At 68.5% G+C, this 24,945-nt stretch carries 24 protein-coding genes; 11 read left to right on the forward strand and 13 right to left on the reverse strand.

All coding sequences use genetic code 11. The features are described from left to right. Position 1: 1 nt before the first annotated feature. Positions 2-1,213 (reverse strand): acyl-CoA dehydrogenase family protein, encoded by a 1,212-nt coding sequence (locus tag PFX98_RS17450; RefSeq protein WP_285231760.1) that lies wholly within the window; start codon positions 1,211-1,213, stop codon positions 2-4. Positions 1,214-1,338: 125 nt separating this feature from the next. On the opposite strand from PFX98_RS17450, the gene PFX98_RS17455 reads away from it, so the two are divergent. Continuing rightward, positions 1,339-2,358, forward strand: a complete 1,020-nt coding sequence (locus PFX98_RS17455; protein ID WP_285231761.1) for an isoaspartyl peptidase/L-asparaginase family protein — start codon at positions 1,339-1,341, stop codon at positions 2,356-2,358. Here the strand turns inward: PFX98_RS17455 and PFX98_RS17460 are convergent. Both PFX98_RS17460 and PFX98_RS17465 read right to left on the reverse strand, forming a co-directional pair. Beyond that, positions 2,335-2,988 (reverse strand): retropepsin-like aspartic protease family protein, encoded by a 654-nt coding sequence (locus PFX98_RS17460; RefSeq protein ID WP_285231762.1) that lies wholly within the window; start codon positions 2,986-2,988, stop codon positions 2,335-2,337. The genes PFX98_RS17455 and PFX98_RS17460 overlap by 24 nt on opposite strands. 8 nt (positions 2,989-2,996) lie before the next feature. Continuing rightward, positions 2,997-3,491 (reverse strand): YajQ family cyclic di-GMP-binding protein, encoded by a 495-nt coding sequence (locus PFX98_RS17465; protein WP_285231763.1) that lies wholly within the window; start codon positions 3,489-3,491, stop codon positions 2,997-2,999. A 65-nt stretch (positions 3,492-3,556) separates the two neighbouring features. Between PFX98_RS17465 and murB the strand changes: the two genes are divergently transcribed. Then, positions 3,557-4,630, forward strand: a complete 1,074-nt coding sequence (gene murB / locus PFX98_RS17470) for a UDP-N-acetylmuramate dehydrogenase (protein ID WP_285231764.1) — start codon at positions 3,557-3,559, stop codon at positions 4,628-4,630. Positions 4,631-4,636: 6 nt separating this feature from the next. On the opposite strand, the gene PFX98_RS17475 is transcribed toward murB, so the two are convergent. Genes PFX98_RS17475 through argG form a run of 3 tightly spaced genes read right to left on the reverse strand, consistent with a single transcriptional unit; the run spans position 4,637 to position 8,703 of the window. Further along, the gene (locus tag PFX98_RS17475; protein ID WP_285231765.1) at positions 4,637-6,868 is read right to left on the reverse strand and encodes an ATP-binding protein; all 2,232 of its coding nucleotides are present in this window, start codon (positions 6,866-6,868) and stop codon (positions 4,637-4,639) included. After that, complete coding sequence (locus PFX98_RS17480) at positions 6,869-7,366, reverse strand: putative pterin-binding protein (RefSeq protein WP_285231766.1); 498 nt, start codon at positions 7,364-7,366, stop codon at positions 6,869-6,871. It lies immediately after the preceding gene. Continuing rightward, the gene (gene argG / locus PFX98_RS17485; protein ID WP_285231767.1) at positions 7,363-8,703 is read right to left on the reverse strand and encodes an argininosuccinate synthase; all 1,341 of its coding nucleotides are present in this window, start codon (positions 8,701-8,703) and stop codon (positions 7,363-7,365) included. Before argG ends, PFX98_RS17480 begins: the two co-directional genes overlap by 4 nt. Positions 8,704-8,878: 175 nt before the next feature. On the opposite strand from argG, the gene PFX98_RS17490 reads away from it, so the two are divergent. The 3 genes from PFX98_RS17490 (at position 8,879) to PFX98_RS17500 (ending at position 12,925) form a co-directional block, all read left to right on the forward strand. Continuing rightward, the gene (locus PFX98_RS17490; RefSeq protein ID WP_285231768.1) at positions 8,879-10,579 is read left to right on the forward strand and encodes a long-chain fatty acid--CoA ligase; all 1,701 of its coding nucleotides are present in this window, start codon (positions 8,879-8,881) and stop codon (positions 10,577-10,579) included. Between the two features lie 96 nt (positions 10,580-10,675). Further along, positions 10,676-12,055: an ATP-binding response regulator gene (locus tag PFX98_RS17495; RefSeq protein ID WP_285231769.1), complete on the forward strand. Its 1,380-nt coding sequence runs from the start codon at positions 10,676-10,678 to the stop codon at positions 12,053-12,055. 147 nt (positions 12,056-12,202) lie between these two features. Next, complete coding sequence (locus PFX98_RS17500; RefSeq protein WP_285231770.1) at positions 12,203-12,925, forward strand: hypothetical protein; 723 nt, start codon at positions 12,203-12,205, stop codon at positions 12,923-12,925. A 2-nt stretch (positions 12,926-12,927) separates the two neighbouring features. Here PFX98_RS17500 and PFX98_RS17505 read toward each other — a convergent pair whose 3' ends face one another. The 4 genes from PFX98_RS17505 to PFX98_RS17520 are packed head-to-tail and all read right to left on the reverse strand — an operon-like array spanning position 12,928 to position 16,852. Continuing rightward, positions 12,928-13,206: a GNAT family N-acetyltransferase gene (locus PFX98_RS17505; RefSeq protein WP_285231771.1), complete on the reverse strand. Its 279-nt coding sequence runs from the start codon at positions 13,204-13,206 to the stop codon at positions 12,928-12,930. Beyond that, on the reverse strand, positions 13,206-14,168 hold the full coding sequence (locus PFX98_RS17510) for a Bug family tripartite tricarboxylate transporter substrate binding protein (protein WP_285231772.1): 963 nt from the start codon (positions 14,166-14,168) through the stop codon (positions 13,206-13,208). The genes PFX98_RS17505 and PFX98_RS17510 overlap by 1 nt, the downstream gene beginning before the upstream one ends. Positions 14,169-14,223: 55 nt before the next feature. After that, on the reverse strand, positions 14,224-16,275 hold the full coding sequence (locus PFX98_RS17515; protein WP_285231773.1) for a prolyl oligopeptidase family serine peptidase: 2,052 nt from the start codon (positions 16,273-16,275) through the stop codon (positions 14,224-14,226). Positions 16,276-16,291: 16 nt separating this feature from the next. Then, positions 16,292-16,852 (reverse strand): YaeQ family protein, encoded by a 561-nt coding sequence (locus tag PFX98_RS17520; protein ID WP_285231774.1) that lies wholly within the window; start codon positions 16,850-16,852, stop codon positions 16,292-16,294. 88 nt (positions 16,853-16,940) lie between these two features. Between PFX98_RS17520 and PFX98_RS17525 the strand changes: the two genes are divergently transcribed. The 6 genes from PFX98_RS17525 to PFX98_RS17550 all read left to right on the forward strand — a co-directional run bounded on the left by PFX98_RS17525 (position 16,941) and on the right by PFX98_RS17550 (position 22,400). Further along, positions 16,941-17,594: a hypothetical protein gene (locus tag PFX98_RS17525; RefSeq protein WP_285231775.1), complete on the forward strand. Its 654-nt coding sequence runs from the start codon at positions 16,941-16,943 to the stop codon at positions 17,592-17,594. A gap of 99 nt (positions 17,595-17,693) precedes the next feature. Beyond that, complete coding sequence (locus tag PFX98_RS17530; protein ID WP_285231776.1) at positions 17,694-19,757, forward strand: M3 family metallopeptidase; 2,064 nt, start codon at positions 17,694-17,696, stop codon at positions 19,755-19,757. Between the two features lie 20 nt (positions 19,758-19,777). Continuing rightward, positions 19,778-20,842 carry a 6-phosphofructokinase gene (locus tag PFX98_RS17535; protein WP_285231777.1) on the forward strand — a complete coding sequence of 355 codons (1,065 nt, stop codon included), beginning with the start codon at positions 19,778-19,780 and terminating at the stop codon, positions 20,840-20,842. Between the two features lie 161 nt (positions 20,843-21,003). After that, the gene (locus tag PFX98_RS17540; protein ID WP_285231778.1) at positions 21,004-21,297 is read left to right on the forward strand and encodes a hypothetical protein; all 294 of its coding nucleotides are present in this window, start codon (positions 21,004-21,006) and stop codon (positions 21,295-21,297) included. A gap of 45 nt (positions 21,298-21,342) precedes the next feature. Next, entirely contained in the window at positions 21,343-22,101 is a 759-nt protein-coding gene (locus tag PFX98_RS17545) for an SDR family oxidoreductase (protein WP_285231779.1), read from the forward strand. 38 nt (positions 22,102-22,139) lie between these two features. Next, positions 22,140-22,400: a hypothetical protein gene (locus tag PFX98_RS17550; RefSeq protein WP_285231780.1), complete on the forward strand. Its 261-nt coding sequence runs from the start codon at positions 22,140-22,142 to the stop codon at positions 22,398-22,400. A gap of 6 nt (positions 22,401-22,406) precedes the next feature. On the opposite strand, the gene rsgA is transcribed toward PFX98_RS17550, so the two are convergent. From rsgA to PFX98_RS17565, 3 genes are read right to left on the reverse strand one after another with little or no spacing between them, the layout of a single operon-like run. Further along, complete coding sequence (rsgA, locus tag PFX98_RS17555; RefSeq protein WP_285231781.1) at positions 22,407-23,318, reverse strand: ribosome small subunit-dependent GTPase A; 912 nt, start codon at positions 23,316-23,318, stop codon at positions 22,407-22,409. Further along, positions 23,315-23,647, reverse strand: a complete 333-nt coding sequence (locus PFX98_RS17560; protein ID WP_285231782.1) for a 4a-hydroxytetrahydrobiopterin dehydratase — start codon at positions 23,645-23,647, stop codon at positions 23,315-23,317. The genes rsgA and PFX98_RS17560 overlap by 4 nt, the downstream gene beginning before the upstream one ends. Then, positions 23,644-24,930, reverse strand: coding sequence for a M48 family metallopeptidase (locus tag PFX98_RS17565; protein ID WP_285231783.1), 1,287 nt, complete (start codon positions 24,928-24,930; stop codon positions 23,644-23,646). Before PFX98_RS17565 ends, PFX98_RS17560 begins: the two co-directional genes overlap by 4 nt. Between the last annotated feature and the right edge of the window lie 15 nt (positions 24,931-24,945).

A 24,945-nucleotide genomic window follows, 5' to 3' on the forward strand; every position in this document is an offset into this window, starting at 1 on the left:
CTCAGCCGAGCACGGTCTGCGCGACGATATTGCGTTGCACTTCGTTCGAGCCGCCGTAGATGGTGGTCTTGCGATAGTTGAAGTAGTGGCTGGCCAGCGGCGCGCAATGGGTAGAGCCGCGCGGCCACAGGCTGCTCAGCGCCTGGTCGCCCTGCCAGCCCGCCTCCATCGCCTCCTGGATGAAGGGCAGGGCATAGGGGCCGGCGGCCAGCATCATCAACTCGCTGTAGCGCTGCTGGATCTCGCTGCCGCGGATCTTCAGCAGGCCCGCCACGTCGAGCGACTGCTTGCCGCTCTTCTCGGCCGACAGCACGCGCAGCACCATCATCTCCAGCGCCACGATGTCCACCTCCAGCAGCGCGATCTGGTCGCGGAAGCGGGCGTCCTCATAGACGCCCTCGGCCTTGGCGATGCGCTTGAGCCGCTCCAGCTCGCGCTTGCCGCGGTTCACGTCGGCGATATTGGTGCGCTCGTGGGCCAGCAGGTACTTGGCATAGGTCCAGCCCTTGTTTTCCTCGCCCACCAGGTTCTCGGCCGGCACCTCGACGTTGTCGAAGAACACCTCGTTCACCTCATGCTCGCCGTCCAGCATGATGATGGGGCGCACGGTCACGCCGGGCGACTTCATGTCGATCAGCAGGAAAGAGATGCCGGTCTGCGGCTTGCCGCTGCTGTCGGTGCGCACCAGGCAGAAGATCCAGTCGCCGTACTGGCCCAGCGTGGTCCAGGTCTTCTGGCCGTTGACGATGTATTGGTCGCCCCGGCCGGTACTGACCCTTTCGGCCTTGCACTTCACCGACGCCAGATCCGACCCCGAGCCCGGCTCGCTATAGCCCTGGCTCCACCAGACCTCGCCGCTCATGATGCCGGGCAGGTGGCGTTCCTGCTGGGCCTGGCTGCCGAAGGCCATGATCACCGGCGCCACCATCACCGGGCCGAAGGGCACCACGCGCGGCGCACCGGCCAGCGCGCATTCCTCCTCGAACAGATGGCGCTGCACGGCGTTCCAGCCCGGGCCGCCGAACTGTTTCGGCCAGGCCCAGCCATGCCAGCCCTGCTTGCCCAGGATCTTGGCCCAGCGCTGCAAATCGTCCTTGTTCAGGCGCAGCGCGTTGTGCACCTTGTGGCTGATGTCGGCGGGCAGGTTTGCGGCCACCCATTGGCGGATCTCGGCCCGGAAGGCGAGCTCCTCGGTGGTGAAGTTCAGGTCCATGCGTGCTCCTTCGCTGATGGGCGCTTTTTAGCACGGTCGTTCGTTTTTCGGCTGTCTCTGCCGAGACAGCCCAGGGGCGTGCAAGGGATGGAAGAATCCGGCCTGACGCAGCCCTCAGGACCCTCATGAACACCCACAAGCAAGCCAGGCCCGTGCTGGCCATCCACGGCGGCGCCGGCACGCTGCTGCGCAGCAAGAGTTCGCCCCAGCAGGAGGCCGCCTACCTGGGCGCCCTGCAGCGCATCCTGGGCGACGGCCAGGCCCGGCTTGCGGCCGGCGCCACGGCCATGGATGTGGTGGTGGAGGCGGTGCGGCAGCTGGAGGAATGCGAGCTCTTCAATGCCGGCAAGGGCGCGGTCTATACCGCCGCCGGCAGCCATGAGCTGGACGCCAGCGTGATGGACGGCGCCACGCTGCGCGCGGGCGCGGTGGCGGGCGTCACACGCACCCGCAACCCGGTGCTGGCGGCGCGCGCTGTGATGCTGCACAGCGAGCACCTGATGTTCATCGGTGCGGCGGCCGATGCCTTTGCCGCGCGCCATGGCCTGGAGCAGGTGGCGCCCGACTGGTTCGGCACGCCGCTGCGCCTGGAGCAGCTGCAGCGCGCCAAGCAGGCCGAGGCCGGCGTGCTGCTGGACCATGATGGCCAGGCGCTGGCCTTCAAGCAGGCAGCGTCGGACCCGATCTCATGCCCGATCGATGAGCAAAGCAAGTTCGGCACCGTGGGTGCGGTGGCGCTGGATGCCCAGGGCCATCTGGCGGCCGCCACCTCCACCGGCGGCATGACCAACAAGCAGGTCGGCCGCGTTGGCGATTCGCCCGTCATCGGCGCCGGCTGCTATGCCAATGACGCGACGGTGGCGATCTCCTGCACCGGCACCGGCGAGGCCTTCATGCGCAGCTGCGCCGCCCACGATGTCTCGGCCCTGATGGAATATCTGGGGCTGCCGGTGCAGGAGGCGAGCCGCCGGGTGGTGATGGAGAAGCTGCCGGCCATCGCCGGTCGCGGCGGTCTGATCGCCGTGGCCGCGAATGGCGAGGTCGCCTTGCCCTTCAATACCGAGGGCATGTACCGCGGCTACGCCAGGGTCGGCGAGGCGCCGGTGGCGGCGATCTACGCCTCAGAAGCGCAGGTCGAGGGTTAGCACATCGTTCTCGCGCTTCATCTGGAAGCGCGAGAGAAAGCTGTTGCCCAGCAGCACATGGCTCATCTGCGCCGGGATGACGATGGCCTCGACATTGCGCACCTCGACATCGCCGATGCGCACCGTGTTGAGCGTGACCACATGGGCCGGCGCCGCACCGTTGGCGGTCTGCGTCAGCACGCGGCGGCCGTCGCGGTACTTGAGCCCCATGTGCTCGGCCTCGGCCTGGCTGATGGCAACGCTGGTGGCGCCGGTGTCGACCAGGAATTGCGTGCTCTTGCCGTTGATGCTGCCGACGCTGGTGAAGTGCCCGCCCGGGCCCGAGCTGAGCACGATCTGGCGGCCGCTGTTGGCGGCGGCCGCGCCATCGCCCAGCCGCACCTGCGCCGCGCCCATTTGCAGGCTGACGCGCCGCCCCTCGATCTCGACCAGCGCGCGGCCTTCCTCCAGGCTCAGCAGGCGCACGCCGCGCACCGTCTGGCCCAGCGTCAGCGTGCGCGCCTCGCCGTCGATCATCAGCAGCGCCGCCTTGCTGCCCAGGCTGCCCTGCAGGCTGACATTGGGCTGGGCATGGGCGTTGCCGAGCGCCAGCAGCGCCAGGGGCAGGGCGGCAAGACGTGGCAGCAGCATGGCGGGTCTCAGTCGCGGAAGTTGTCGTAGCTCAACGGCACGTCGGCGAAGTCCTTCTTGAACAGCGCGATCGCGGTCTGCAGATCGTCGCGGTTCTTGCCGGTCACGCGCACGGTGTCGCCCTGGATCGATGCCTGCACCTTGAGCTTGCTGTTCTTCACCGCGGCCACCAGCTTCTTGGCCAGATCGGCCTCGATGCCCATCTTGATCTTGTAGACCTGGCGCACCTTGTCGCCGCCGAGCTTCTCGATCTTGTCCTTCTTCTCCAGGAAGCTGATCACCACGCCCTGCTTGGTGAGCTTGCCGTACAGCACCACCTCGATCTGCTCGAGCTGGAACTCGCTGTCGCCGGTGGCGTGGATTTCCTTTTCCTTCTCCTTCAGCTCGACCTGGGCGCTGGTGCCCTTGAAGTCGAAGCGGGTGTTGATTTCCTTGCTGCTGTTGTCCACGCCATGGCCGATGTTGACCATATTGGGTTCGAGCTTGGTGTCAAAGCTGGGCATGCTGTTTTTTCTCTGCGAAAGGAAAGGGGCCGGTTTCGTGCCCCTCGATCTGAGAAAATTCTGCCATGCAGGAACAAGCTGTAAATCCCCCCATACCCGGCTCGCCGGCGCTCGACATCGAGCGCGATGTCAATCTGAAGCCCTACAACAGCTTCGGACTGCCCGCGCTCGCCGCGCGCCTGGTGCGCATCCGCAGTGAAGCCGATGTGCGCCGCGTGGTCGATCACCCCGAACTGGGGCGCTCGCCCAAGTTCGTGCTGGGCGGCGGCAGCAATATCGTGCTGACGCGCGATGTCACCGCCGTGGTGTTGAAGATGGAGATTCCCGGCTTGCGCCTGCTGGAAGAACGTGAAGACGCCTGGATTATCGAGGCTGGCGCGGGCGTGCTCTGGCACGAGGCGGTGCAATGGGCGATCGAGCAGGGTTATCCGGGGCTCGAGAACCTGGCCCTGATCCCCGGCACGGTGGGTGCGGCGCCGGTGCAGAACATCGGCGCCTATGGGGTGGAGCTGAAGGACCGGCTGGACAGCGTGCAGGTGATCGACCTGGTGACGGGCCGGCCGGCGCTGCTGCCCGCCAGCGTCTGCCGCTTCGGCTATCGCGACAGCGTCTTCAAGCAGAGCGGCTTTGGCGGCCTGGCGGGCAAGAGCGTCATCACCAAGGTGAGGCTGCGCTGCCTCAAGCCCTGGCAGCCGGTGCTGGGCTATCTGGACCTGGAGCGCAAGATGCACGAGAGCGGCATCAGCGCACCGACGGCGGCGCAGATCTTCGCCTGGGTGTGCGAGATCCGGCGCGCCAAGCTGCCCGACCCGGCGCGCATCGGCAATGCCGGCAGCTTCTTCAAGAACCCGGTGGTGAGCGCCGAGCAATGCCGCGACATCATCGGCCGCGACCCCCACATCGTGCATTACCCGATGGCCGACGGCAGCGTGAAGCTGGCGGCCGGCTGGCTCATCGACGCCTGCGGCTGGAAGGGCAAGTCGGTGGGCGGCGCGGGCGTGTACGAGAAGCAGGCCCTGGTGCTGGTGAACCGCGGCGAGGCGCGTGGCGCCGAGGTGGTGACGCTGGCGCGCGCCATCCAGGAGAGCGTCTACGGGCGCTTCGGCATCCGGCTCGAGCCCGAGCCCATCGTGCTCTGAGCTGCGCTAACCGAGCAATTGGTGGCGCTGCAGGGTGGCGGCGCTGGCCGTCAGCTGCTGCAGCAGGGTCTCGGTGAGCTGGCGCAGGCCGGCCTGGTCGGTGGCACCCTGCTTGGCCGCCAGCTCCAGCGCCAGCGCTGGCGCGGCGGCAAAGCGCAGGCCTAGATTGGCGGCCGCACCCTTGATGCTGTGGGCCGACTGGTAGAGCGCCTCGGCGCTGCCGCTCTCGAGCGCCGCGCGCAGCGCCGCCTCGAACTTCGGCACGCTGCCCAGGAAGGTGCGGAACAGATGCTGCAGCGTGGCGTCCGACAGGCTTTGGCGCAGCGTGCTGATGGCGGCCATGTCGATGTCGACGCCCGCGGCCTCGGGCCTTGGCGCTTGGGCGTCAGCCGCCGCGTCGCCGGCCGCATCGCCCGCTGCATCACCCAGGAAGCGCGCCAGCGCCTCCATGCTGACCGGCTTGGCCAGGAAGCCGTCCATACCCGAGGCGATCGCGCGCTGGCGCGATTCCTCGAAGGCGTCGGCCGACAGCGCGACGATGCGCACATCGCATTTGGGCGCCGGCAGGCCGCGCATCAGGCGCGCTGCCTGAAAGCCGTCCATCATCGGCGTGTGCAGGTCCATCAGCACCAGATCGAAGTCCTGCGCGCGCAGCTGCTGCAGCGCGTCGAAGCCGTTCTCGCAGAACTCGGCGCGGTGGCCCAGGCGGCTCAGCACCGCCTCCAGGAAGGCGCGGTTGGTGGCGTTGTCTTCCGATACCAGGATGTGCAGCGGGCGCGGCGCTTGCGCGGGCTGAGCCGGCGCGGCGATGGCCGCGGAGGCCGGCAGCGGCGCCGCGCAGGCCGGCAGGCGCAGCTCCAGCGTGAACACCGAACCCAGGCCCAGGCTGCTGCTGACGTGGATGTCGCCCCCCATGGCGCGCGCCAGATTGCGCGAAATCTCCAGCCCCAGGCCGGCGCCGCCGAAGCGGCGCGAGCGCTTGGCATCGCCCTGGCTGAAGCGCTGGAACAGCCGCGCCTGGGTGCCGGCGTCCATGCCGATGCCGGTGTCGCTGACCTCGAAGCGCAGCAGCTCCAGGCCCAGCGCATCGACCTCGCGGCTCAGGCGCAGGCCGACACGGCCGCGCTCGGAGAACTTGATGGCGTTGCTGATCAGGTTCAAGAGGATCTGGCGCAGCCGGGTCGGGTCGGCCAGCACCCAGTCGGGCAACTCGGAGCCGATCTGCAGCGTCAGTTCCAGCCCCTTGGCGCGCGCCTGCGGCGCGCTCAGCTCCTCCAGCTCGCGCAGCAGCGCCGCCAGACGGATCGGCTCGGGCTGGATGCTCAGTTCGCCGGCCTCCATCTTGGAGACGTCGAGGATGTCGTTCAGCACCGCCAGCAAATGCTTGGCGGAGTCCTGCGCCGCCTGCAGATGGGCTTGCTGCGGCGCGCTCAGCGGCGAATCGCGCAGCAGGCCCAGCATGCCCAGCAGGCCATGCATGGGCGTGCGCAGCTCATGGCTCATATTGGCCAGGAAGGCGCTCTTGGCGCGGCTGCCGGCCTCGGCCTGGCGCTGCGCCGACTGCAGATGCTCGGCCAGCGTCTCCTGTTCATGGGCGTAATGGTCCAGGCGCCGGAACTGCCGCACGATCACCCAGGCGAAGCCCAGCGTCAGCCCGCATTGCAGCAGGGTCAGCCAGAGGCTCAGCCGGCTCTGGTCCTGCACCATCTGGTTGCGCTCGGTGACCTGGGCCGCCACATGGTGCGAGGCGGTCAGCGAGAGTTCGCGGATCGGCGCGGCCAGCAGCTCCATGCGCGCCTGCACCTCGCGCAGTTGCTCGGCATGCTCGCGCACATAGCGGGCGTTGAGCGGCAGCTTGTCGGCCCAGTCGACGAACTGCAGGCTGCGCTCCACGGTGGTGCGGTAATGCGGATGGTTGGCCAGCACCTTGGTGGCATGTTCGCCCTCGATCAGCTTGAGGCGGCTGACGAAGATCTCGTAGCGCTGCTCGACCTGCTCCGGGTCCACCGTGGGCGCGGCGCTGGCGGCCTGCTCCAGCAACAGGCGCAGGCGCAGGAATTCCACCTCGTACTGGAACAGGCTCCAGACCAGGTAATCGTCCTGGTAGCGGTGCGTGGCGTTGAGCAGCTCGTACTGGCGCGTCTGCAGCAGGCCCACGGCCGCGAAGGCCAGCGCCAACAGGCCGCCCATGGCGGCCAGCAGGAGGCGCCAGCGGCGGCGCTGCGGGGTCGCGGGCACTCAGCGCACTTCCAGGGCTTTGAGCTGCCAGGCCGAGCGGCTGTAGTAGATGCTGTTGCGCAGCACCGGCTCGACATCGAAGGGGTAGATGATGAACAGCGGCCCCTTGTCGCGCAGCGACATGGGCTCGCCGTCCATCAGGCGCGCCACGATCACGGCGTAGCGCCGGGCGTCGTCCATCGGGATGCTGACGCGGTAGTCGTTGAGCGCGATCGCCTCGATCTGCTTGCCCTGCGCGCCCGCCGCCGCCAGCACATCGCGCAGCAGGGGGCCGGTGAACTTGTGCGCCGCCGGGTACCAGGGCGTCTTGGTCGTGAAGCTGTGCTGGGGCAGGCGCTCCAGCATGGCCATGTCGAACAGCGCGCGGCCGTCCCGGTTGGGCTGCTGCAGCGTGCCCGCGATGCTCAGCACCACCGGCCCGCTGGGCGCATCCAGCGCCCAGACGGGCAGGCACAGCGAGGCCGCCAGCGTCAACAGCGCGCGCCGCACGAGGCTCACGCCTTGTCGTCGTGCTTGAGCTGGGGCAGGGCGCTGGCCGAGCCGGGCGCCAGCAGGCCGACCTGCGCATAGGTGGCCAGCTTGGCGCGCGTGTCGACGATGTCGAGGTTGCGCATGGTCAGCTGGCCGATGCGGTCGGCCGGCGAGAACGGCGCGTCCTCGACCTTCTCCATCGAAAGCCGCTCGGGCTGGTAGGTCAGGTTGGGGCTGCGCGTGTCCAGCAGCGAGTAGTCGTTGCCGCGGCGCAGCTCCAGCACCACCTCGCCGGTGACGGCGCGCGCCACCCAGCGCTGCGCGGCCTCGCGCAGCATGATGGCCTGCGGGTCGAACCAGCGGCCCTGGTAGAGCAGGCGGCCGAGCTTGCGGCCGCTCTCGCGGTACTGCTCGATGGTGTCCTCGTTGTGGATGCCGGTCACCAGGCGCTCGTAGGCGATGAAGAGCAGGGCCAGGCCAGGGGCCTCGTAGATGCCGCGGCTCTTGGCCTCGATGATGCGGTTCTCGATCTGGTCGCTCATGCCCAGGCCATGGCGGCCGCCGATGCGGTTGGCTTCCAGCAGCAGGGCCACCGGGTCGCTGTACTCGACGCCGTTGAGCGCGACCGGCATGCCCTCCTCGAAGCGCACCGAGACCTCCTCGGCCTTGATCGCCACGTCCTCGCGCCAGAAGGCCACGCCCATGATGGGGTTGACGATCTTGATGCCCGAGTTGAGGTGCTCCAGGTCCTTGGCCTCGTGGGTGGCGCCCAGCAGGTTGGAATCGGTGGAGTAGGCCTTCTCGGCCGACATCTTGTAGCCGAAGCCGGCCTTGCTCATGAAGGCCGACATCTCGGCGCGGCCGCCCAGTTCGTCGATGAAGGTCTGGTCCAGCCAGGGCTTGTAGATCTTCAGCGCCGGGTTGGTGAGCAGGCCGTAGCGGTAGAAGCGCTCGATGTCGTTGCCCTTGAAGGTGGAACCATCGCCCCAGATGTTGACATCGTCTTCCTTCATCGCGGCCACCAGCATGGTGCCGGTGACGGCCCGGCCGATCGGCGTGGTGTTGAAGTAGGTCACGCCGGCGGTGCTGATGTGGAAGGCGCCGCTTTGCAGCGCGGCGATGCCCTCGTGCACCAGCTGGGCGCGGCAGTCCACCAGCACCGCCTTCTCGGCACCGTACTGCATAGCCTTGCGCGGGATCTCGTCGTAGTCCGGCTCGTCGGGCTGGCCCAGATTGGCGGTGTAGGCGTAGGGGATGGCGCCCTTGTTGCGCATCCAGTGCAGGGCCGCGCTGGTGTCCAGGCCGCCGGAGAAGGCGATACCGACCTTCTGGCCGGCGGGGATGTGCTGAAGAATGGTTGACATGGAGGCTCGGGGGGAAAGCTCGGGGAGTGGGCCGCGACATGGGACCCTGCTGGACGGGTATTTTCTGTCAAATTTGAAATCAACCGGCCGCTGCGCTCGGCCGGGCGTGTCGCTGCTGAGACAGGCAGGGGGCGCGCGGCCGTGGAAGATGCGCGTAAACAGGAGACAAACCCCCATGAGCGCAGAGACCGCAAGCCCCCAGCAGATCGCCCAGCGTAGCCATTGGCCAAAGCGCCTGCCCCTGGAGCTGGAGATCCCCGAGACCTCGCTGTGGTTCAACCTCGAGGTGGCGGCGCAACGCTATCCGCACAAGCCGGCCACGCTGTATTGCGGCGCGGTCAAGAGCTACCGCGAGCTGCATGACGAAGCCCTGGCCCTGGCCGGCTGGCTGCAGGCGCAAGGGGTGGGTGCGGGCGACCGCGTGGCCCTCTTCATGCAGAACTGCCCGCAGTTCCTGGTCGCCTTCTACGCGGTCAACCGCGCCAACGCGGTGGTGGTGCCGGTGAATCCGATGAACCGCGCCGAGGAGTTCGGCCACTACATCACCGATCCCCAGACCAAGCTGGTGATCTGCAGCGCCGACCTGGTGGACGTGGTGGCCGCGGCCAACGCCGCCCTGCCGCCCGAGCGTCGCCTGCCGGCCATGCTGGTCACCCGTTATGCCGATGCCCTGCCGGCGGACGGGCCGGCCGCCGACATGCCGGAGGCGATGCGCCAATGGCTGATGGCCGACCCGGCCCTGCCGGCTGGCGTGGTGCGCTGGATGGAGGCGCTGGCCGCCGGCCTGCAGCCCGGCCCGCATCAGGCGAAATCCGACGATCTGGCCCTGCTGCCCTATACCTCGGGCACCACCGGCCTGCCCAAGGGCTGCATGCACAGCAACCGCACGCTGATGGCCAACACCTGCGGCGGTGGCCAATGGGGCTATGCCTCGGCCGAGGCGATCTGCCTGGCGGTGGTGCCGATGTTCCACATCACCGGCCTGCTCTACGGCGTGCTGGGCCCGGTGTTCCTGGGCATGAGCATCGTCATCATGCCGCGCTGGGAGCGCGAGCTCGCCGGCCAGCTGATCTCGCGGCACAAGGTCACGCACTGGACCTGCATCCCGACCATGATCATCGACCTGTTCGGCAGCCCCAACTACCAGCGTTTCGACCTCTCCAGCCTGCGCTATCTGAGCGGTGGTGGCGCGGCGATGCCGCAGGCGGTGGCCGAGCGCCTGCAGCGCGAGTTCGGACTCACCTTTGCCGAGGGCTATGGCCTCACCGAGACCGCCGCGCCCTCGCATGGCAACCCGCCCGAGCGCGCCAAGCTGCAATGCCTGGGCATACCGATCTTCGGCGTCGATTCGCGCATCATCGACCCGGTCACGCTGGAGGAGCTGCCGATCGGCGAGGTGGGCGAGATCATCACCAGCGGCCCGATGGTGTTCAAGGGCTATTGGCACCAGCCGGAGGCCACGGTCGCCGCCTTCATCGAGCGCGAGGGCAAGCGCTTCTTCCGCACCGGCGATCTGGGGCGCATGGACGAGGAGGGCTATTTCTTCATCACCGACCGCCTCAAGCGCATGATCAATGCGAGCGGCTACAAGGTCTGGCCCTCCGAGGTGGAGCTGCTGCTCTACAAGAATCCGGCGGTGCAGGAGGCCTGCATCATCGCGGCGCGCGACGCCTATCGCGGCGAGACCGTCAAGGCGGTGGTGGTGCTGCGCGCCGAGGCCAGGGGCAAGACCACGCCCGAGGACATCATCGCCTGGTCGCGCGAGCATATGGCGGCCTACAAGGTGCCGCGCATCATCGAGTTCGCCGACAGCCTGCCCAAGTCGGGCTCGGGCAAGGTGATGTGGCGTTTGCTGCAGGAGCGCGAGCCTTCCTGATTTTTTCTATCGCCGCCCTTGATCTTGATTAAGACGCCGGGCGGCGCATGCGGGTGCAATGCCGGCTGTTGAAATAGAAGCCCCGAGTGCCCTGACATGCCATTGTTCCGAGGCCGGCGCCTGCGCGTGCGGCGTGCCGCCGTGCCCACCGCGCGCCTGTCCCTGCTGCTGACCTCCCTGCCACTGCTGGCCATGGCCGCCCTGGCCATGCTGCAGATGCCCGAGCAGGCCTGGGTCTGGGCCGCACTGGCCCTGCCCGGCCTGGGCCTGAATGTGCGCGTGCACCAGCATTGGCAGCGCCATGCGGTGCGCCGCGTGATGCGCGAGCTCAACCAGGCTCAGCTGGCCGAGCAGGCGCGCCAGGCCCAGGCGGTGGCCGAGGCGGCCAACCGTGCCAAGACCGATTTCCTCTCGCGCATGAGCCATGAGCTGCGCACGCCGCTGAACGCGGTGCTGGGCTTTGCCCAGCTGCTGCGCGCCGAGCTGCCGCAGCAGCAGGGCACGCCGCATCGGCATCTGGACCATATCGAGCGCGCCGGCTGGCACCTCACCGAGCTGATCGACGATGTGCTGGACGTCTCGCGCATCGAGGCCGGGCGGGTGGCACTGCGCGTCAGCGAGGTCTCGCTGCGCGCGGTGCTGGACGAGGCCTGGGAGATGAGCCTGCCGCTGGCGCTGGCGCGCGGCCTGCGCGCCGAGCCGCGCTTTCGCAGCAGTGCCGACCTGCGCGTGCAGGGCGATCCGGTGCGCCTGCGCCAGGTGGTGCTGAACCTGCTCAGCAATGCCATCAAGTACAACCGCGAGCAGGGCGAGCTGCGGCTCGAGCTCGACGCGCCGGACGGCCGCGCCCGCATCACCGTCAGCGACACGGGCCTGGGGCTCAGTGCCGAGCAGCAAACGCATCTGTTCGAACCCTTCAACCGCCTGGGCCGTGAGCACAGCGCCATCCAGGGCACCGGCATCGGCCTGGCATTGACGCGGCAGCTGCTGCAGATGATGGGCGGCGAGATCGCCGTGCAGAGCCGCCTGGGTGAGGGCAGCGCGTTCAGCGTGAGCCTGCCCCTGGCCGAGCCCGGCGCCGCGGCACTGCCCCGCGGGCGCGTGCTGTGCATCGAGGACAACGAGGTCAATATGCTGCTGGTGGAGCAGCTGCTGCTGGCCTGGCCCGATGTGGAGCTGCTCAAGGCCGAGAGCGTCGCCGAGGGCCTGCAGCTGGCGCGCAGCTGCGCGCCCGATCTGATCCTGCTGGACATGCGCCTGCCCGATGGCAGCGGCGAGCAGGTGCTGCAGGCCCTGCGCGCCGACCCCACCAGCGCCGGCCTGCGGGTGGTGGCGCTCTCGGCCAGCGCCGCGGCCGAGGATGCGCAGGCGGCGCGGGCGGCGGGTGCGCTCGACTACTGGACCAAGCCGCTCGACTTCGAGCGCTTTCGCCAGGATGTCAGCCGCCTGCTGTCGAGCACGCCGGCCGCGCGCTAGGACGCAGCCGCCCGCGCCAGGGCGCCGTTTCCATGCGTGTTTTCGAGACCCACGAACGCGGGGTGTGCCGCCTGGTGCGCGGTGCTATCGTCCACCGGGCCGTTACTTTCGGCATGCCTTCCTTGTCCTGTTTCAAGGAGAACGACTATGCGTCGCAGCGTCATTGGGCTCTTGCTTGGCGTCACCCTGCTGGCCACTGCGCCGGCGCAGGCGGCGCCCGTCAGATGGCTGTTCTCGGGCGTGTTTGACGAGGTGGATCGCACCAACTGGGCCGATCTGAACGCCGACATTGCGGTTGGGCGAACCTTCGAGCTGACGGTCAGCTTCGACAGTGCGCAGGCGCTGCGCAACAAGCTGCTGGATCCCAAGGACGGCAGCGGCTACCGCTACAACTTCTTCAACAACTCGCTGGGCATGTCCGTCAAGTCCGGTGCGGTCGACGCGACGCTCGACAACGATGTGCAGCAGGACATCATCGTGCGCGATGGCTACTTCGCGCCCGATGATCCCAGCAAGCAGGTCGATGGCGTTTCCTTCGGCTTGACCGACGAGTTCAGTGGCCAGGTAAACGGCCACAACATCGACATGAATGCCAGCCTGATCATGCGTTCGCTGGACCTGAGTCTGCTGACGGTTCTTGGCGACCTCATGCCCACGCAGGCCTTCGATGTCAGCAAGCTGTTTGTGAACCAGTTCTTTGTGTGCCGCTACGACCATGACCCGAACAACTGGGTGGATGGTTGCGGCGACTATGGCTATGTGATTGGCCATGTCACGTCGATGCAGGCGCTGCCCGAGCCGTCGACGGTGTTGTTGGCCGCGCTGGGTCTGTTCGCGCTGTCGCTGCCGCGGCGCCGGCCGCGCGCCTGAGTTCAGGCGCGCAGATCCTGCCACTCCGGGTGGCGGCGCATGAAGGCATCGACATAGCTGCAGCTGGGCACGACCTTCAGGCCCTGCGCGCGCGCCCAGGCGAGGCCATGCGCGACCAACTGCGCCGCCAGGCCGCGGCCCTCCAGCGCGCGCGGCACGCCGGTGTGGTGGAACACCACCTGGCCGGGGCGCAGCAGGTAGTCCAGCTCGCAGCGCTGGCCGGGCAAGGGTTCGGCCCAGAACTGACGGGTCGCCGCGTCGTGCCGGATCTGCAGCGCCATCAGTCCACCTTGGCGCCGGAGCGCTTCACCGCGTCGGCCCAGCGCGGCAGCTCGCGCTGCAACTGCGCCGTGAAGGCGTCCGGGCCGAGGAAGGCCGGGTCGGCGCCCTGGCTCACCATCTTGCTGCGGATCTCGGCCGTGTCCAGGGTCTGGCGGAAGGCCTCGCCCAGCTTCGCCACCACGTCCTTGGGCGTGCCGGCCGGCGCCAGGATGCCGTAGAAGCCCACCACCTCGAAGTCCTTCACACCGGCCTCGGCCATGGTGGGCACCTCCGGCAGCGCCGGGTTGCGCTTGGCGCCGGTGACGGCCAGGGCGCGTACGCGCCCCTGCTTGGCGTAGCTGGCCGCCTGCGGGATCGATTCGGCCATGAACTGCACCTGGCCGCCCATCAGGTCGGTGAAGGCCGGGGCGCTGCCGCGGTAGGGGATGTGCACCATGAAGATGCCGGTGGCCTGCTTGAACATCTCGGGCACCAGGTGCGAGATGCCGCCGTTGCCGGCCGAGCCGTAGTTGAACTTGCCGGGGTTCTTGCGCGCCAGCGCGATGAACTCGCTCAGGGTCTTGGCCTCGACCCCGGGGTGCACCACCATGGCCAGCGGCTGCTGGGCGGTGCGCGCCACCGGCGCGAAGTCCTTCAGCGTGCTGTAGCCCAGCTTGGCATAGAGCGCCGGGTTGATCACCATGGTGCCGGTATTGGCCAGCAGCAGGGTGTAGCCGTCGGCGGGCGACTTGGCCACGAATTCGGCCCCCACGCTGCCGCCGGCGCCGGCCTTGTAGTCAACGATCACCGGCTGGCCCAGCAGGGCCTGCAGGCGGTCGGTCATCAGGCGGGCATGGGCGTCCAGCGGCCCGCCGGCGGGGAAGCCGATGATGATCTTCACTGGCTTGTCGGGGAAGGCGGCCTGGGCACCGAGACTCAGCGCGAGCAGGGCCGCGGCGGCAATGGTTTTGTTGAGCGACATGGCGGGCTCCTTGAGGGCGTGGCCGCCATTGTGTGTCAAGACCTGGCCCTCAGCGCTAGGCCAACTGCTGCCAGAGATAGCTGTATTCCAGCGCCTGCAGGCTGGCGCGCTGCTCGTTGTCGGCCGCGCCGCCATGGCCGCCCTCGATGTTCTCGTAGTACAGCACTGCGTGGCCGAGCTCGCTCAGGCGCGCCACCATCTTGCGGGCGTGGCCCGGGTGCACGCGGTCGTCGCGCGTCGAGGTGGTGAACAGGGGCTTGGGGTAGGGCAGGCCGGGCTTGAGGTTCTGGTAGGGGCTGTAGGCGGAGATGAAGGCCCATTCGGCGGCCTGATCGGGGTCGCCATACTCGGCCATCCAGGAGGCGCCGGCCAGCAGCCGGTGATAGCGGCGCATGTCGAGCAGCGGCACCTGGCAGACCACCGCATTGAAGAGCTCGGGCCGTTGCACAAAGCTCGCGCCGACCAGCAGGCCGCCATTGCTGCCGCCCATGATGCCCAGGTGCCGGGGGCTGGTGATGCGCCGGGCGATCAGGTCCTCGGCCACGGCGATGAAGTCGTCGAAGCTGCGCTGCTTGCCGGCCTTGATGGCGGCCTGGTGCCAGGCCGGGCCGAACTCGCCACCGCCGCGGATATTCGCCAGCACGAACACGCCGCCCTCGGCCAGCCAGGCGCGCCCGCGGCCGCCCGAGTAGCCGGGTTGCATGGAGATCTCGAAGCCACCATAGCCATAGAGCAGGGTGGGGTTGCTGCCGTCGGCCTGGGCGCCGCGGGGCCAGACCACGAAATAGGGCACGCGGGTGCCGTCGCGGCTGTGGGCGAAATGCTGTACGGCGCGCATGCCGTCGGCATCGAACTGCGGCTCGCGCTGCTTCAGCAGCTCGCGCGCGTCGCTCCCGGCGCTGGCGAGGTAGAGGGTGTCGGGGGTGAGGAAGTCGGCGTAATGGACGAAATAGGCGTCGGCCAGATCGTCATCAGCCAGCTCCTCATCGTGCAGGCTGGCCAGGCTCAGCGTGCCGGGGAAGGGGGCCTGGACCGGCCGCAGCCGGGGCGCGGCCGGGTCGGCAAAGCTCCATTCCTCCAGCCGGCTGGCGACGTTCTCGCTGATGTTCAGCAGCAGGTGCTGGCGCGTGGTGGTGTAGCCGGCCAGGGTGCGCGCCGGGCCGGGCGTGAAGAGCGCCTGGAACCGGCGCGCTCCGTTCAGAAAGGCCGCCGCATCGGTGAGCAGCAGCGAGCCGGCGGCAAAGGTCTGGCCGCCCAGCGTCCAGTCGCTGCGCGGCTCCACCAGCAGGCGCGGGCCCCAGAAGCAGAGCTGCGCATCGCTGGGCAGGTCCAGCGCCAACAACTGGCCGTCCTGCAGCAGGAACTCGGTCTGGTGGTAGAAATCGATGGCGCGGGTGAACAGGGTGCGCGCATGACCGGGCGTGCGCTCGACATGCACCGATACCGCCACATCGCTGCGCTCGCCCTCGAAGACGGTGCGGGCGGCGCTCAGCGGCGTGCCGCGCTGCCAGCGCTTGATGACGCGCGGATAGCCCGAGTCGGTGAGGCTGCCGGGGCCGAAATCGGTGCCCACATAGACGCTGTCGGCGTCCGCCCATTCGATCTCGCTCTTGGCCTCGGGCAGCTCGAAGCCGCCGGCCACAAAGCGCTTGTCGACGGTATCGAATTCGCGCACCACGCTGGCATCCGCACCGCCGCGCGAGAGCGTCAGCAGGCAGCGCCGGTAGTCGGGCGCCAGGCCCTGGGCTCCCTGGAAGACCCAGCTTTCCTGCTCGGCCGCGCCGAGCGCGTCGAGGTCCAGCACGGTCTCCCAGGCCGGCTCGGGCTTGCGGTACTCGGCCAGGCTGGTGCGGCGCCACAGGCCGCGCCTGTGCTGCTCGTCCTGCCAGAGGTTGTAGAGCCAGGGGCCCATGCGCATCACGCCGGGGATGCGGTCGCTGGCGTTGAGGATCGCCAGCAAGTCCCGGCGCAGGCGCGGGTACTGCGGTGCGGCCTCGAGCTGCTGCTGGGTGCGGGCGTTGTGCGCACGTACCCAGTCCAGTGCGGCCGGCGCCAGCACCTCCTCGAGCCAGGCATGCGGGTCGGCGGGCGTGCTGTCGATGGCCATGGTGGCTTTATGCGCCCTAGGCAGCGGCCGCGCGCAGGCACAGCGGGCTGATCTCCACCGAGCCCTTCTCGGTGGAGACGTAGACGGCGCCGTCCTGGATGCTGATCTGCAGCTGCATGCCGCGCTCGGCCAGCGCGGCCAGGGCCTGGCTCTGCTCGGCGGGGATCTGCCAGACCGCCAGCTTGGGCAGGCGGGTCAGCTTGTTCTCGATGCCGGCCCACCACACCGGGGTGCTGCTGGCATAGCTGATGACCGTGACGCGCTGCGCCTTGCCGCAGGCCTGGCGGATGCGGCGCTCATCGGGCTGGCCCAGGTCGATCCAGTGCACCACCTCGCCGGTCAGGTCGCGCTGCCAGAGCTCGGGCTCGTCCACATCGGACAGGCCCTTGCTGAATTCCAGCTTGCCCTGCAGATCGTCGGCCGGCAGGTGCATGGCAAAGGCCAGCACGCGCTGCATCATGCGCTCGTCGGTTTCGGAGGGGTGGCGGGCGATGGTCAGGCCATGTTCACCATAGACATGGCGGTCCATGTCGGAGATCTGCAGCGTGGCTTTGTAGATGGTGGCCTTGATTGCCATGGGGAATGCCGGATGAGGAAAGCTGCGGATTATCCTTGGCCGCGCCTCGTGGCATGATTGCCGCCTTTGCCCACGCTAGAGTTCTGCCATGAAACGACTGCTTCTCTCCGTCTGCCTCGCCGCCCTGGTGCCCGTCCTGGCGCAGGCCCAGACGGTCAACCCCAACGCCAAGGTCGACCCCAAGAACAACAAGGTCAGCAAACCGGTCGTGGAGAAGCCCAAGCAGGTGCTGATGACGCGCGACGAGCTGCGTGCCTGCATGAAGTCCCAGGCCGCCAACGACGAAGAGGCCAAGGCGATCAAGGTCGTCGAGGCCGAGCAGAAGGCCGAGCGCGAAGCCCTGCTGGCGGCCAAGAACGAGTTCCCCAAGCGCGAGGAAGCGCTGTCCGCCAATGTCAACGCCATCAAGGCCGAGCAGGACGCGCTGCTGAAGATGCATGCCGACATCACCGCGCAGGCCTCCAAGCTGGAGAAGGCCGAGCTCAAGGCCAAGCAGGACGAGTACATGGCCAAGGCGAATGCCTTGAACGAGCGCATCGAGGCGCACAACAAGTCCAAGGACGCCTATCTGGCCGAGCGCAAGAGCTTCGACACCAAGGTCGAGGCCCACAACAAGGCCAAGGACGAGCTGTCCACCCGTGTCGACAACTACTTCGACAAGCACGACGAATGGAAGAAGTCCTGCGCCAACAAGGCCTATGACGAGGCGGACGAGATCGCCATCAAGAAGGAAATGAAGTAAGTCGCGAGCGCGGGCTTGCAGCTCGCACAGACAACGGCGCCGCCCCCACCCGGGGCAGGCGCCGTTTTTACAATCAACGGCGCCATCACCGGACCTGCCATGACGACAAGCAACCCTCTGCTGCAAACCTGGAACACTCACTACGGCCTGCCCCCCTTCGCACAGATCGAGGCGGCGCATTTCGCCCCCGCCTTCGAGGCCGCGCTGCGATCGCATCGCGCCGAGCTCGACGCCATCGCCGCGCAAGCGCAGGCGCCCAGCTTTGCCAACACCCTGGCGGCCTTTGACCGCAGCGGCCGCCTGCTGGCGGCACTGGAACATGCGTTCTACACCCTGTCGGCCTCGGCCACCTCACCCGAGCTGCAGGCCGCCCAGCGCGCCCTGGCCGCACCGCTGGCGGCGCACAACAGCGCCGTCTACATGCATGCCGGGCTGTTCCGGCGCGTCGATGCGCTCTACCAGCAGCGTACCGCGCTGGGCCTGAGCCCCGAGCAGCTGCGCCTGCTGGAGCGCGTGCACCTGGACTTCGTGCGCGCGGGTGCCCGCCTGGCCCCGGCCGAGCAACAGCGCTATGCCCAGGTGATGGAGCGCCTGGCCGAGCTCAACACCCAGTTCGCGCAGAACGTGCTGGCCGACGAGAACGGCTACCAGCTGCTGCTGCGCAGCGAGGCCGAGCTGGCCGGCCTGCCCGACTTCGTGCGCGCCAGCGCCAGCCAGGCGGCGCTGGACCGCGGCCTCGATGCGGGCCTGTACGCGATCACGCTGTCGCGCTCGCTGATCGTGCCCTTCCTCAGCTTCAGCGAGCGCCGCGACCTGCGCGAGCAGGCCTGGCGCGCCTGGACCAGCCGCGGCGAGAACGACGGCGCCACCGACAACCGGGCCATCGCGCGCGAGATCCTGAGCCTGCGCAACGAGCAGGCGCGCCTGCATGGCCATGCCTGCTATGCCGACTACGCGCTGGCCGACACCATGGCCGGCAGCCGCGCCGCGGTGCAGGGCCTGCTGGACCAAGTGTGGGAGCCCGCCAAGGCGGCGGCCCAGCGCGAGCGCGAGCTGCTGGAGGGCGAGATGGCGGCGCTGGGCCATGCCCATGGCCTGGAAGCCTGGGACTGGCGCTACTACGCCGAGAAGGTGCGCCAGGTGCGCTACGAGCTGGACGATGCCCAGGTCAAGCCCTTCTTCGCACTGGATGCGATGGTGCAGGCGCTGTTCGATTGCGCCCAGCGCCTGTTCGGCCTGCGCTTCGTGTACCAGCCCGAGGTGGCGGCCTACCACCCGGACGTGCGGGTCTACGAGGTGCAGAACGCTGCCGGCGAACTGCGCGGCGTGTTCCTGCACGACAACTTCGCGCGCCCCACCAAGCGCAGCGGCGCCTGGATGAATGCGCTGCGCTGGCAGGCGCGCAATCTGCAGGGCGAGGGCAGCCGCACCCTGCCCATCATCCTGAACAACAACAACTTCGCCAAGGGCGCGGCCGGCGAGCCCACGCTGCTGAGCTTTGACGACGTGCGCACGCTGTTCCACGAGTTCGGCCATGGCCTGCACGGCCTGCTGTCGGACGTGGAGTTCGAGCGCCTCTCCGGCACCCAGGTGCTGCGCGATTTTGTCGAGCTGCCCTCGCAGATCTTCGAGCATTGGATGGCCGAGCCCGAGGTGCTGAAGAAGCATGCGCGCCATGTCAAGACCGGCGAGGCCATCCCCGATGCGCTGCTGGCCAAGCTCAAGGCGGCCGAGCATTTCAACCAGGGCTACGAGACGGTGCGTTACTGCGCCTCCGCCATCGTCGACCTGGCCGCCCACTCGCTGGGCGCCGCCGAGGGGCCGGACATCACGGCCTTCGAGGCCGAGACCATGCGTGCGGCCGGCCTGCCGGCCGCAATCGGCATGAACCACCGCCTGGCGCATTTCCAGCATCTGTTCTCCAGCAGCGGCTATGCGGCCGGCTACTACGTCTACCTCTGGGCCGAGGTGTTGGATTGCGATGGCTTCGAGGCCTTTGTCGAGGCCGGCAGTGCCTTCGACGCCGGGGTGGCGCAGCGCCTGGTCGACTGCATACTCTCGGTGGGCAACAGCCGCGAACCGGGCGCGGCCTTCCGCGCCTTCCGTGGCCGCGATGCGGTGGTGCAGCCGATGCTGCGCGCGCGCGGGCTGATCCCGGCCTGAACAGAGCACAGGAGCAAGGCATGCATGTAGGCATCCTGACCGGCGGCGGCGATTGCCCGGGCCTCAACGCGGTGATACGCGCCGTCAGCCTGGCGCTGATGCATGGCTGCGGCGCGCGCGTGAGCGGCATCGAGCGCGGCTTCCTGGGGCTGCTGGAGGGGCGCAGCCGGCCGCTGGACGAGGCCGCGGTGCGCGGCATCGTCAATGTGGGCGGCACCCTGCTGGGCACGCACAACCGTGCCGATCCGTTTCACTACTTCGGCGCCAATGGCAGCGATTGCTCAGGCCGCGCGCTCGACTTCCTGGGCCGGCAGGGCATCGACAGCCTGGTGGTTGTGGGCGGCGACGGCACCATGACGATTGCCGAGCGTTTTGCGCGCCTGGGCGTGCCGGTGGTGGGCGTGCCCAAGACCATCGACAACGACCTGGCGCTGAACGAGCGCAGCTTCGGCTTCGATTCCGCGGTGGCGGTGGTGGCCGAGGCGCTGGGCCGGCTGGAGACCACCGCGCGCAGCCATGGCCGGGTGATGATTCTGGAGACCATGGGCCGCTATGCCGGCTGGATCGCGCTGGAGGGCGGCTTGGCCGGCGGGGCCGATGCCATCCTGCTGCCCGAGCTGCCCTACAACACCGAGCGCGTGGCCGCCTTCTGCCGCCAGCGCATGGCCGAGCAGGGCTATGCGCTGCTGTGCGTGGCCGAGGGCGCCAAGCCCGAGGGCGGCGAGTTCAGCGTGCAGCAATACCTGGAGGCAAGCCCTGACCCCATCCGCCTGGGCGGCATCGGCCAGCGCCTGATGCACGAACTCGAGCCCCTGCTGGGAGCCGAGACCGAGCTGCGCTACACCTTGCTGGGCCATCTGCAGCGCGGCGGCCATCCCACCGCATTCGACCGTGTGCTGGCCACCCGCTTCGGCGTGGCCGCCGCCGAGCTGGTGATGCGGGGGCAGTTTGGCCGCATGGTGGCGCTGCAGGGCAACCAATGCACGTCCGTGCCGCTGGGCGATGTGGCGGGCCGGGCCCGCCAGGTGGGCCTGGACGACGAGTTGCTGCTGCGCGCACGCAGCCTCGGCATCTGCCTGGGCTGATTTGCCTTCGCGGAGGGTCTAGGGTTTACCCGTTCATCCCGGCCAAGCGCAATTCATCCTCCCAGGCCGTGCCTTGGTCGCATGTGGCTGGAGCCTAGGGTTTGCCCCAGGCACATTTCAGTCCATGCCGCGGGCGCAGCCCGCCACCCAAGGAGGCTGAGATGAGCGCAACAACCAACACCGTTTACTGCTACGACCGCTACGACCGCGTCAAGAGCCTGGCCCTGGTGCTGGGCGTGGTGACAGGTCTTGCCAGTGGCGTGCTGATGATGGGCTCGGTGCAGGCCGATGTCGGCAGCCATGTCGAGACCCTGCCGCGCGTGGTGATCACCGGCACCAGCCAGGCCGAGCACGGCGTGGCGCAGCTGCCGCGCGTGGTCATCGAAGGCAAGCGCCAGGATGCGGCGGACGCACAGCAACTGGCCCTGGCCAACCCCACGGCGGCAGCGCGCTGATGAAACCTTGCCTATGATCCAGCCCATCTTGTTGGGATGGATGGCATGAGCGACACGGCACATCGAACCGCACTCGTCACCGGTGCCGGCACCGGCATTGGCCGCGCCGCGGCACTGGCCCTGCTGGACGCCGGTTACCGCGTCGCCCTGGTGGGCCGGCGCGTGGCGCCGCTGGAGGAAACCGCCGGGCTGGCGGCCGTGCCGGCGCGCGCGCTGGTGCTGCCGGCCGACGTCAGCGACCCCGAGGCGGTGCAGGCGCTGTTTGCACGCGTCAAGGCCGAGTTCGGCCGCCTCGACCTGCTCTTCAACAATGCCGGCATCAGCGCCCCGGCGGTGCCGGTGGACCAGCTCAACGCGGCGCAATGGCAGGCGGTGGTGAACGTCAATCTGAACGCCTGCTTCTACTGCGCCCAGGCCGCGTTTGCGCTGATGAAGTCGCAATCGCCGCGCGGTGGCCGCATCATCAACAACGGCTCGGTCTCGGCGCATGCGCCGCGGCCCAACTCCGCGCCCTATACCGCGACCAAGCATGCCATCAGCGGCCTGACCAAGGCGCTGGCGCTGGACGGGCGCGCCTTCGACATCGCCTGCGGCCAGATCGACATCGGCAATGCCCTCACCGAGATGGCCATGCCAATGACGCGCGGCGTGCCGCAGGCCAATGGCAGCCTGATGGCCGAGGCCACCATGGATGTGGCCCATGCCGCCAGCGCGGTGCTCTATATGGCCGGCCTGCCGCTCTCGGCCAATGTGCTGAACATGACCGTGATGGCCACCAACATGCCCTTCGTGGGGCGTGGCTGAATTGAATTGACCGAGAGAGGAATGCCTTGATCTCTGCTGTGTTGTCCCTTGTCGCCCGCCTGGTCTTCACGGTCTTCACCGTGCTGCTGGTGCTGGGCCTGATGGCCGTGGCCCTGGTGACGGTGCTGGGCCTGGTGCTCTGGAGCCTGCTGCGCGGCCGCAAACCGGTGGTCGATCTGTCCGGCTTTGCGCGCGCGCGCCAGTTCCGTCCGGGTGGCGCCGCGCGTGCCAGGCCCGCGGGCGAGGTGGTGGACGTGGAGGCGCGCGAGGTGCCCGCCGTGACGCCGCGGCTCGAGTAGGGCCGCTTACCAGCGCTTGCTGCTCAGCTCCTGCAGGATCTCGCCATAGATGCGGTAGCGCGAGGGGCTGATCAGCCCAGCGTCCACCGCGTCGCGCACGCCGCAGCCGGGCTCGTGCATGTGCGTGCAGTTGTAGAAGCGGCAATGGTCCGCATGCTTCTTCAGGTCGGGCATCAGCAGTGGCAGCTGCATGGGCTCGATCTGCTTGAGGCCGAATTCCTGGAAGCCGGGTGAATCGATCAGCGCCGTCTGGCGCCGCTCGTCCATCCAGTACCACTGCGTGGTGGTGGTGGTGTGGCGGCCCGAGTTCAGCGCCACCGAGATATCGCCCACCTGGGCGGCGGCATTGGGAATCAGCAGATTGATCAGCGTGCTCTTGCCGGTGCCGCTGGGCCCCAGCACAAAGCTGCGCTTGCCTTCCAGCCAGGGCGCCAGCAGGGCGCGCGAGGCCAGCGGGTCGGCCTTCAGCGCCACCTCCAGCACCTCGATGCCCATGTCGCGGTAGGGCTGCAGGCGCGCGCGCTGAGTGGCGGCGCCGGGCAGGTCGGTCTTGTTGAGCGCGATGGTGGCGGCAATGCCGGCGCTCTCGGCCGCAATCAGCGCGCGCGTCAGCTGCGACTCACTGAACACCGGCTCCACCGCCACCAGCACCAGCAGCTGGTCCAGATTGGCGGCAAAGCTCTTGGTCTTCCATTCGTCCTGGCGGAACAGCAGGTTGCGGCGCGGCTCCACCGCTTCCACCACGCCCTCGTCGCTGCTCACCTCGGCCCAGCGCACCATGTCGCCGACCACGCAATCGCTCTTCTTGCCGCGCGGGTGGCAGACGCGCCGCCGGCCCTCGCTGTCCTCGATGATGTAGTGGCGGCCATGGCCGCGCACCACCAGGCCGAGATCGAGCGTGGCGAACTTGGCCGTCATGCGGCGCTGGCTTCCGGCAGCGCGCTCACCTGCGCCGCGCAAATGAAATCATTGCGGGTCAGGCCTTGCGCGCTATGGGTGCTGAAGCTCACCGTGCAGACGCTGTAGCTGATCATCAGCTCGGGATGGTGGTCCTGCGCATGGGCGATCTCGGCCACCGCGTTGACGAAGGCCATCACCTGGTAGAAGTTCTCGAACTCGAAGCGGAGGGCTATCAGCTTGGCCTCGGGGTCGGGCAACCAGCCGGGCACCTGGGCCAGCCAATCAGGCAGTTGTTCGGCGGCAAGGGCCTCGCGCTGGGGCGTGCATTGGGCGAGCAGCAGGTTCATTTCAGGATCGCAGCGAGGCGTTCGCTGGCAGGGGGATGGGAGTAATAGAAGCGCGCGTAGACCGGGTCGGGCGTGAGCGTGCCGGCATTGTCCTCGTGCAGCTTCAAGAGGGCGGCGGCCAGGTCCGCACCGCTGGCCTGGGCGCAGGCATAGGCATCGGCCTGGAACTCGTGCTTGCGCGAGATCAGGGCCGAGAGCGGGGTGAAGAAGAAGCCGAACACCGGCAGCACCAGCATGAAGAGCAGCAGCGCCAGCGCGTCATTGGGGGCGGCCATATTGGGCTGCACGCTGAAGGCCAGGTAGAAGCCGGTCTGGCGGCTCAGCCAGCCGAGCAGGCCGAAGGCCAGCAGGCTCAGCGCAAACAGGCTCAGCATGCGCTTGAGCACATGCTTGTGCTTGAAGTGGCCCAGCTCATGCGCCAGCACCGCCTCCACCTCGGGGCCGTTCAGGCGCGCCAGCAGGGTGTCGAAGAACACCACCCGCTTGGCCGCGCCGATGCCGGTGAAATAGGCATTGCCATGCGCGGAGCGCCGGCTGCGGTCCATCACGAACAGGCCCTTGGCGGCGAAGCCGCAGCGCGCCATCAGGGCTTCCACGCGCTCGCGCAGGCCGGCATCGGCCAGCGGCTCGAACTTGTTGAACAGCGGCGCGATCACGGTCGGGTAGAGCACCATGATGAGCAGGTTGAAGCCCACCCAGGCCCCCCAGGCCCACAGCCACCAGGCCGCTCCTGCGGCGCCCATCAGCCACAGGATCAGCGCCGCAATCGGCAGGCCGATCAGGGCGCCGACCAGGGCGCCCTTGAGCGCATCGAGCACATAGAGCTTGAGCGTGGTGCGGTTGAAGCCGAAGCGTTGCTCCAACCGGAAGGTGTTGTAGAGCTCCCAGGGCAGCTCGATCAGCGCACCGATCAGCGTGAAGGCCACCAGCAAGCCGAGCTGGTAGGCCATCGCGCCGAAGCGCGCAAGCAGCGCATCCTGCAGTGCCAGGTTCAGCGCGTCGAGCCCGCCCAGCAGCGTCCAGGCGATCAGCACGGCGGCACCGAAGGCCATGTTGAGGATGCCGAAACGGCTGCGTGCCACCGTGTAGTCGGCGGCCTTCTGGTGGGCGGCCAGGGGCACGGTGGCGGCAAAGGCGGCGGGCACGGCCTCGCGGTGCGCCATCACGTGGCGGATCTGGCGCGTCGCCAGCCACAGCCGCAGCGCCAGCGAGAGCAGCAGGGCGATGACAAAGGCGATGCTCAGGGCTGCGGGGGAGAGTGTGGGAAGAAACGTCGGCTGCATGGGCCGCAAGTGTAG

Source organism: Paucibacter sediminis (assembly GCF_030254645.1).
In the GTDB taxonomy this organism is placed as follows: Bacteria; Pseudomonadota; Gammaproteobacteria; order Burkholderiales; family Burkholderiaceae_C; genus Paucibacter_B; species Paucibacter_B sediminis.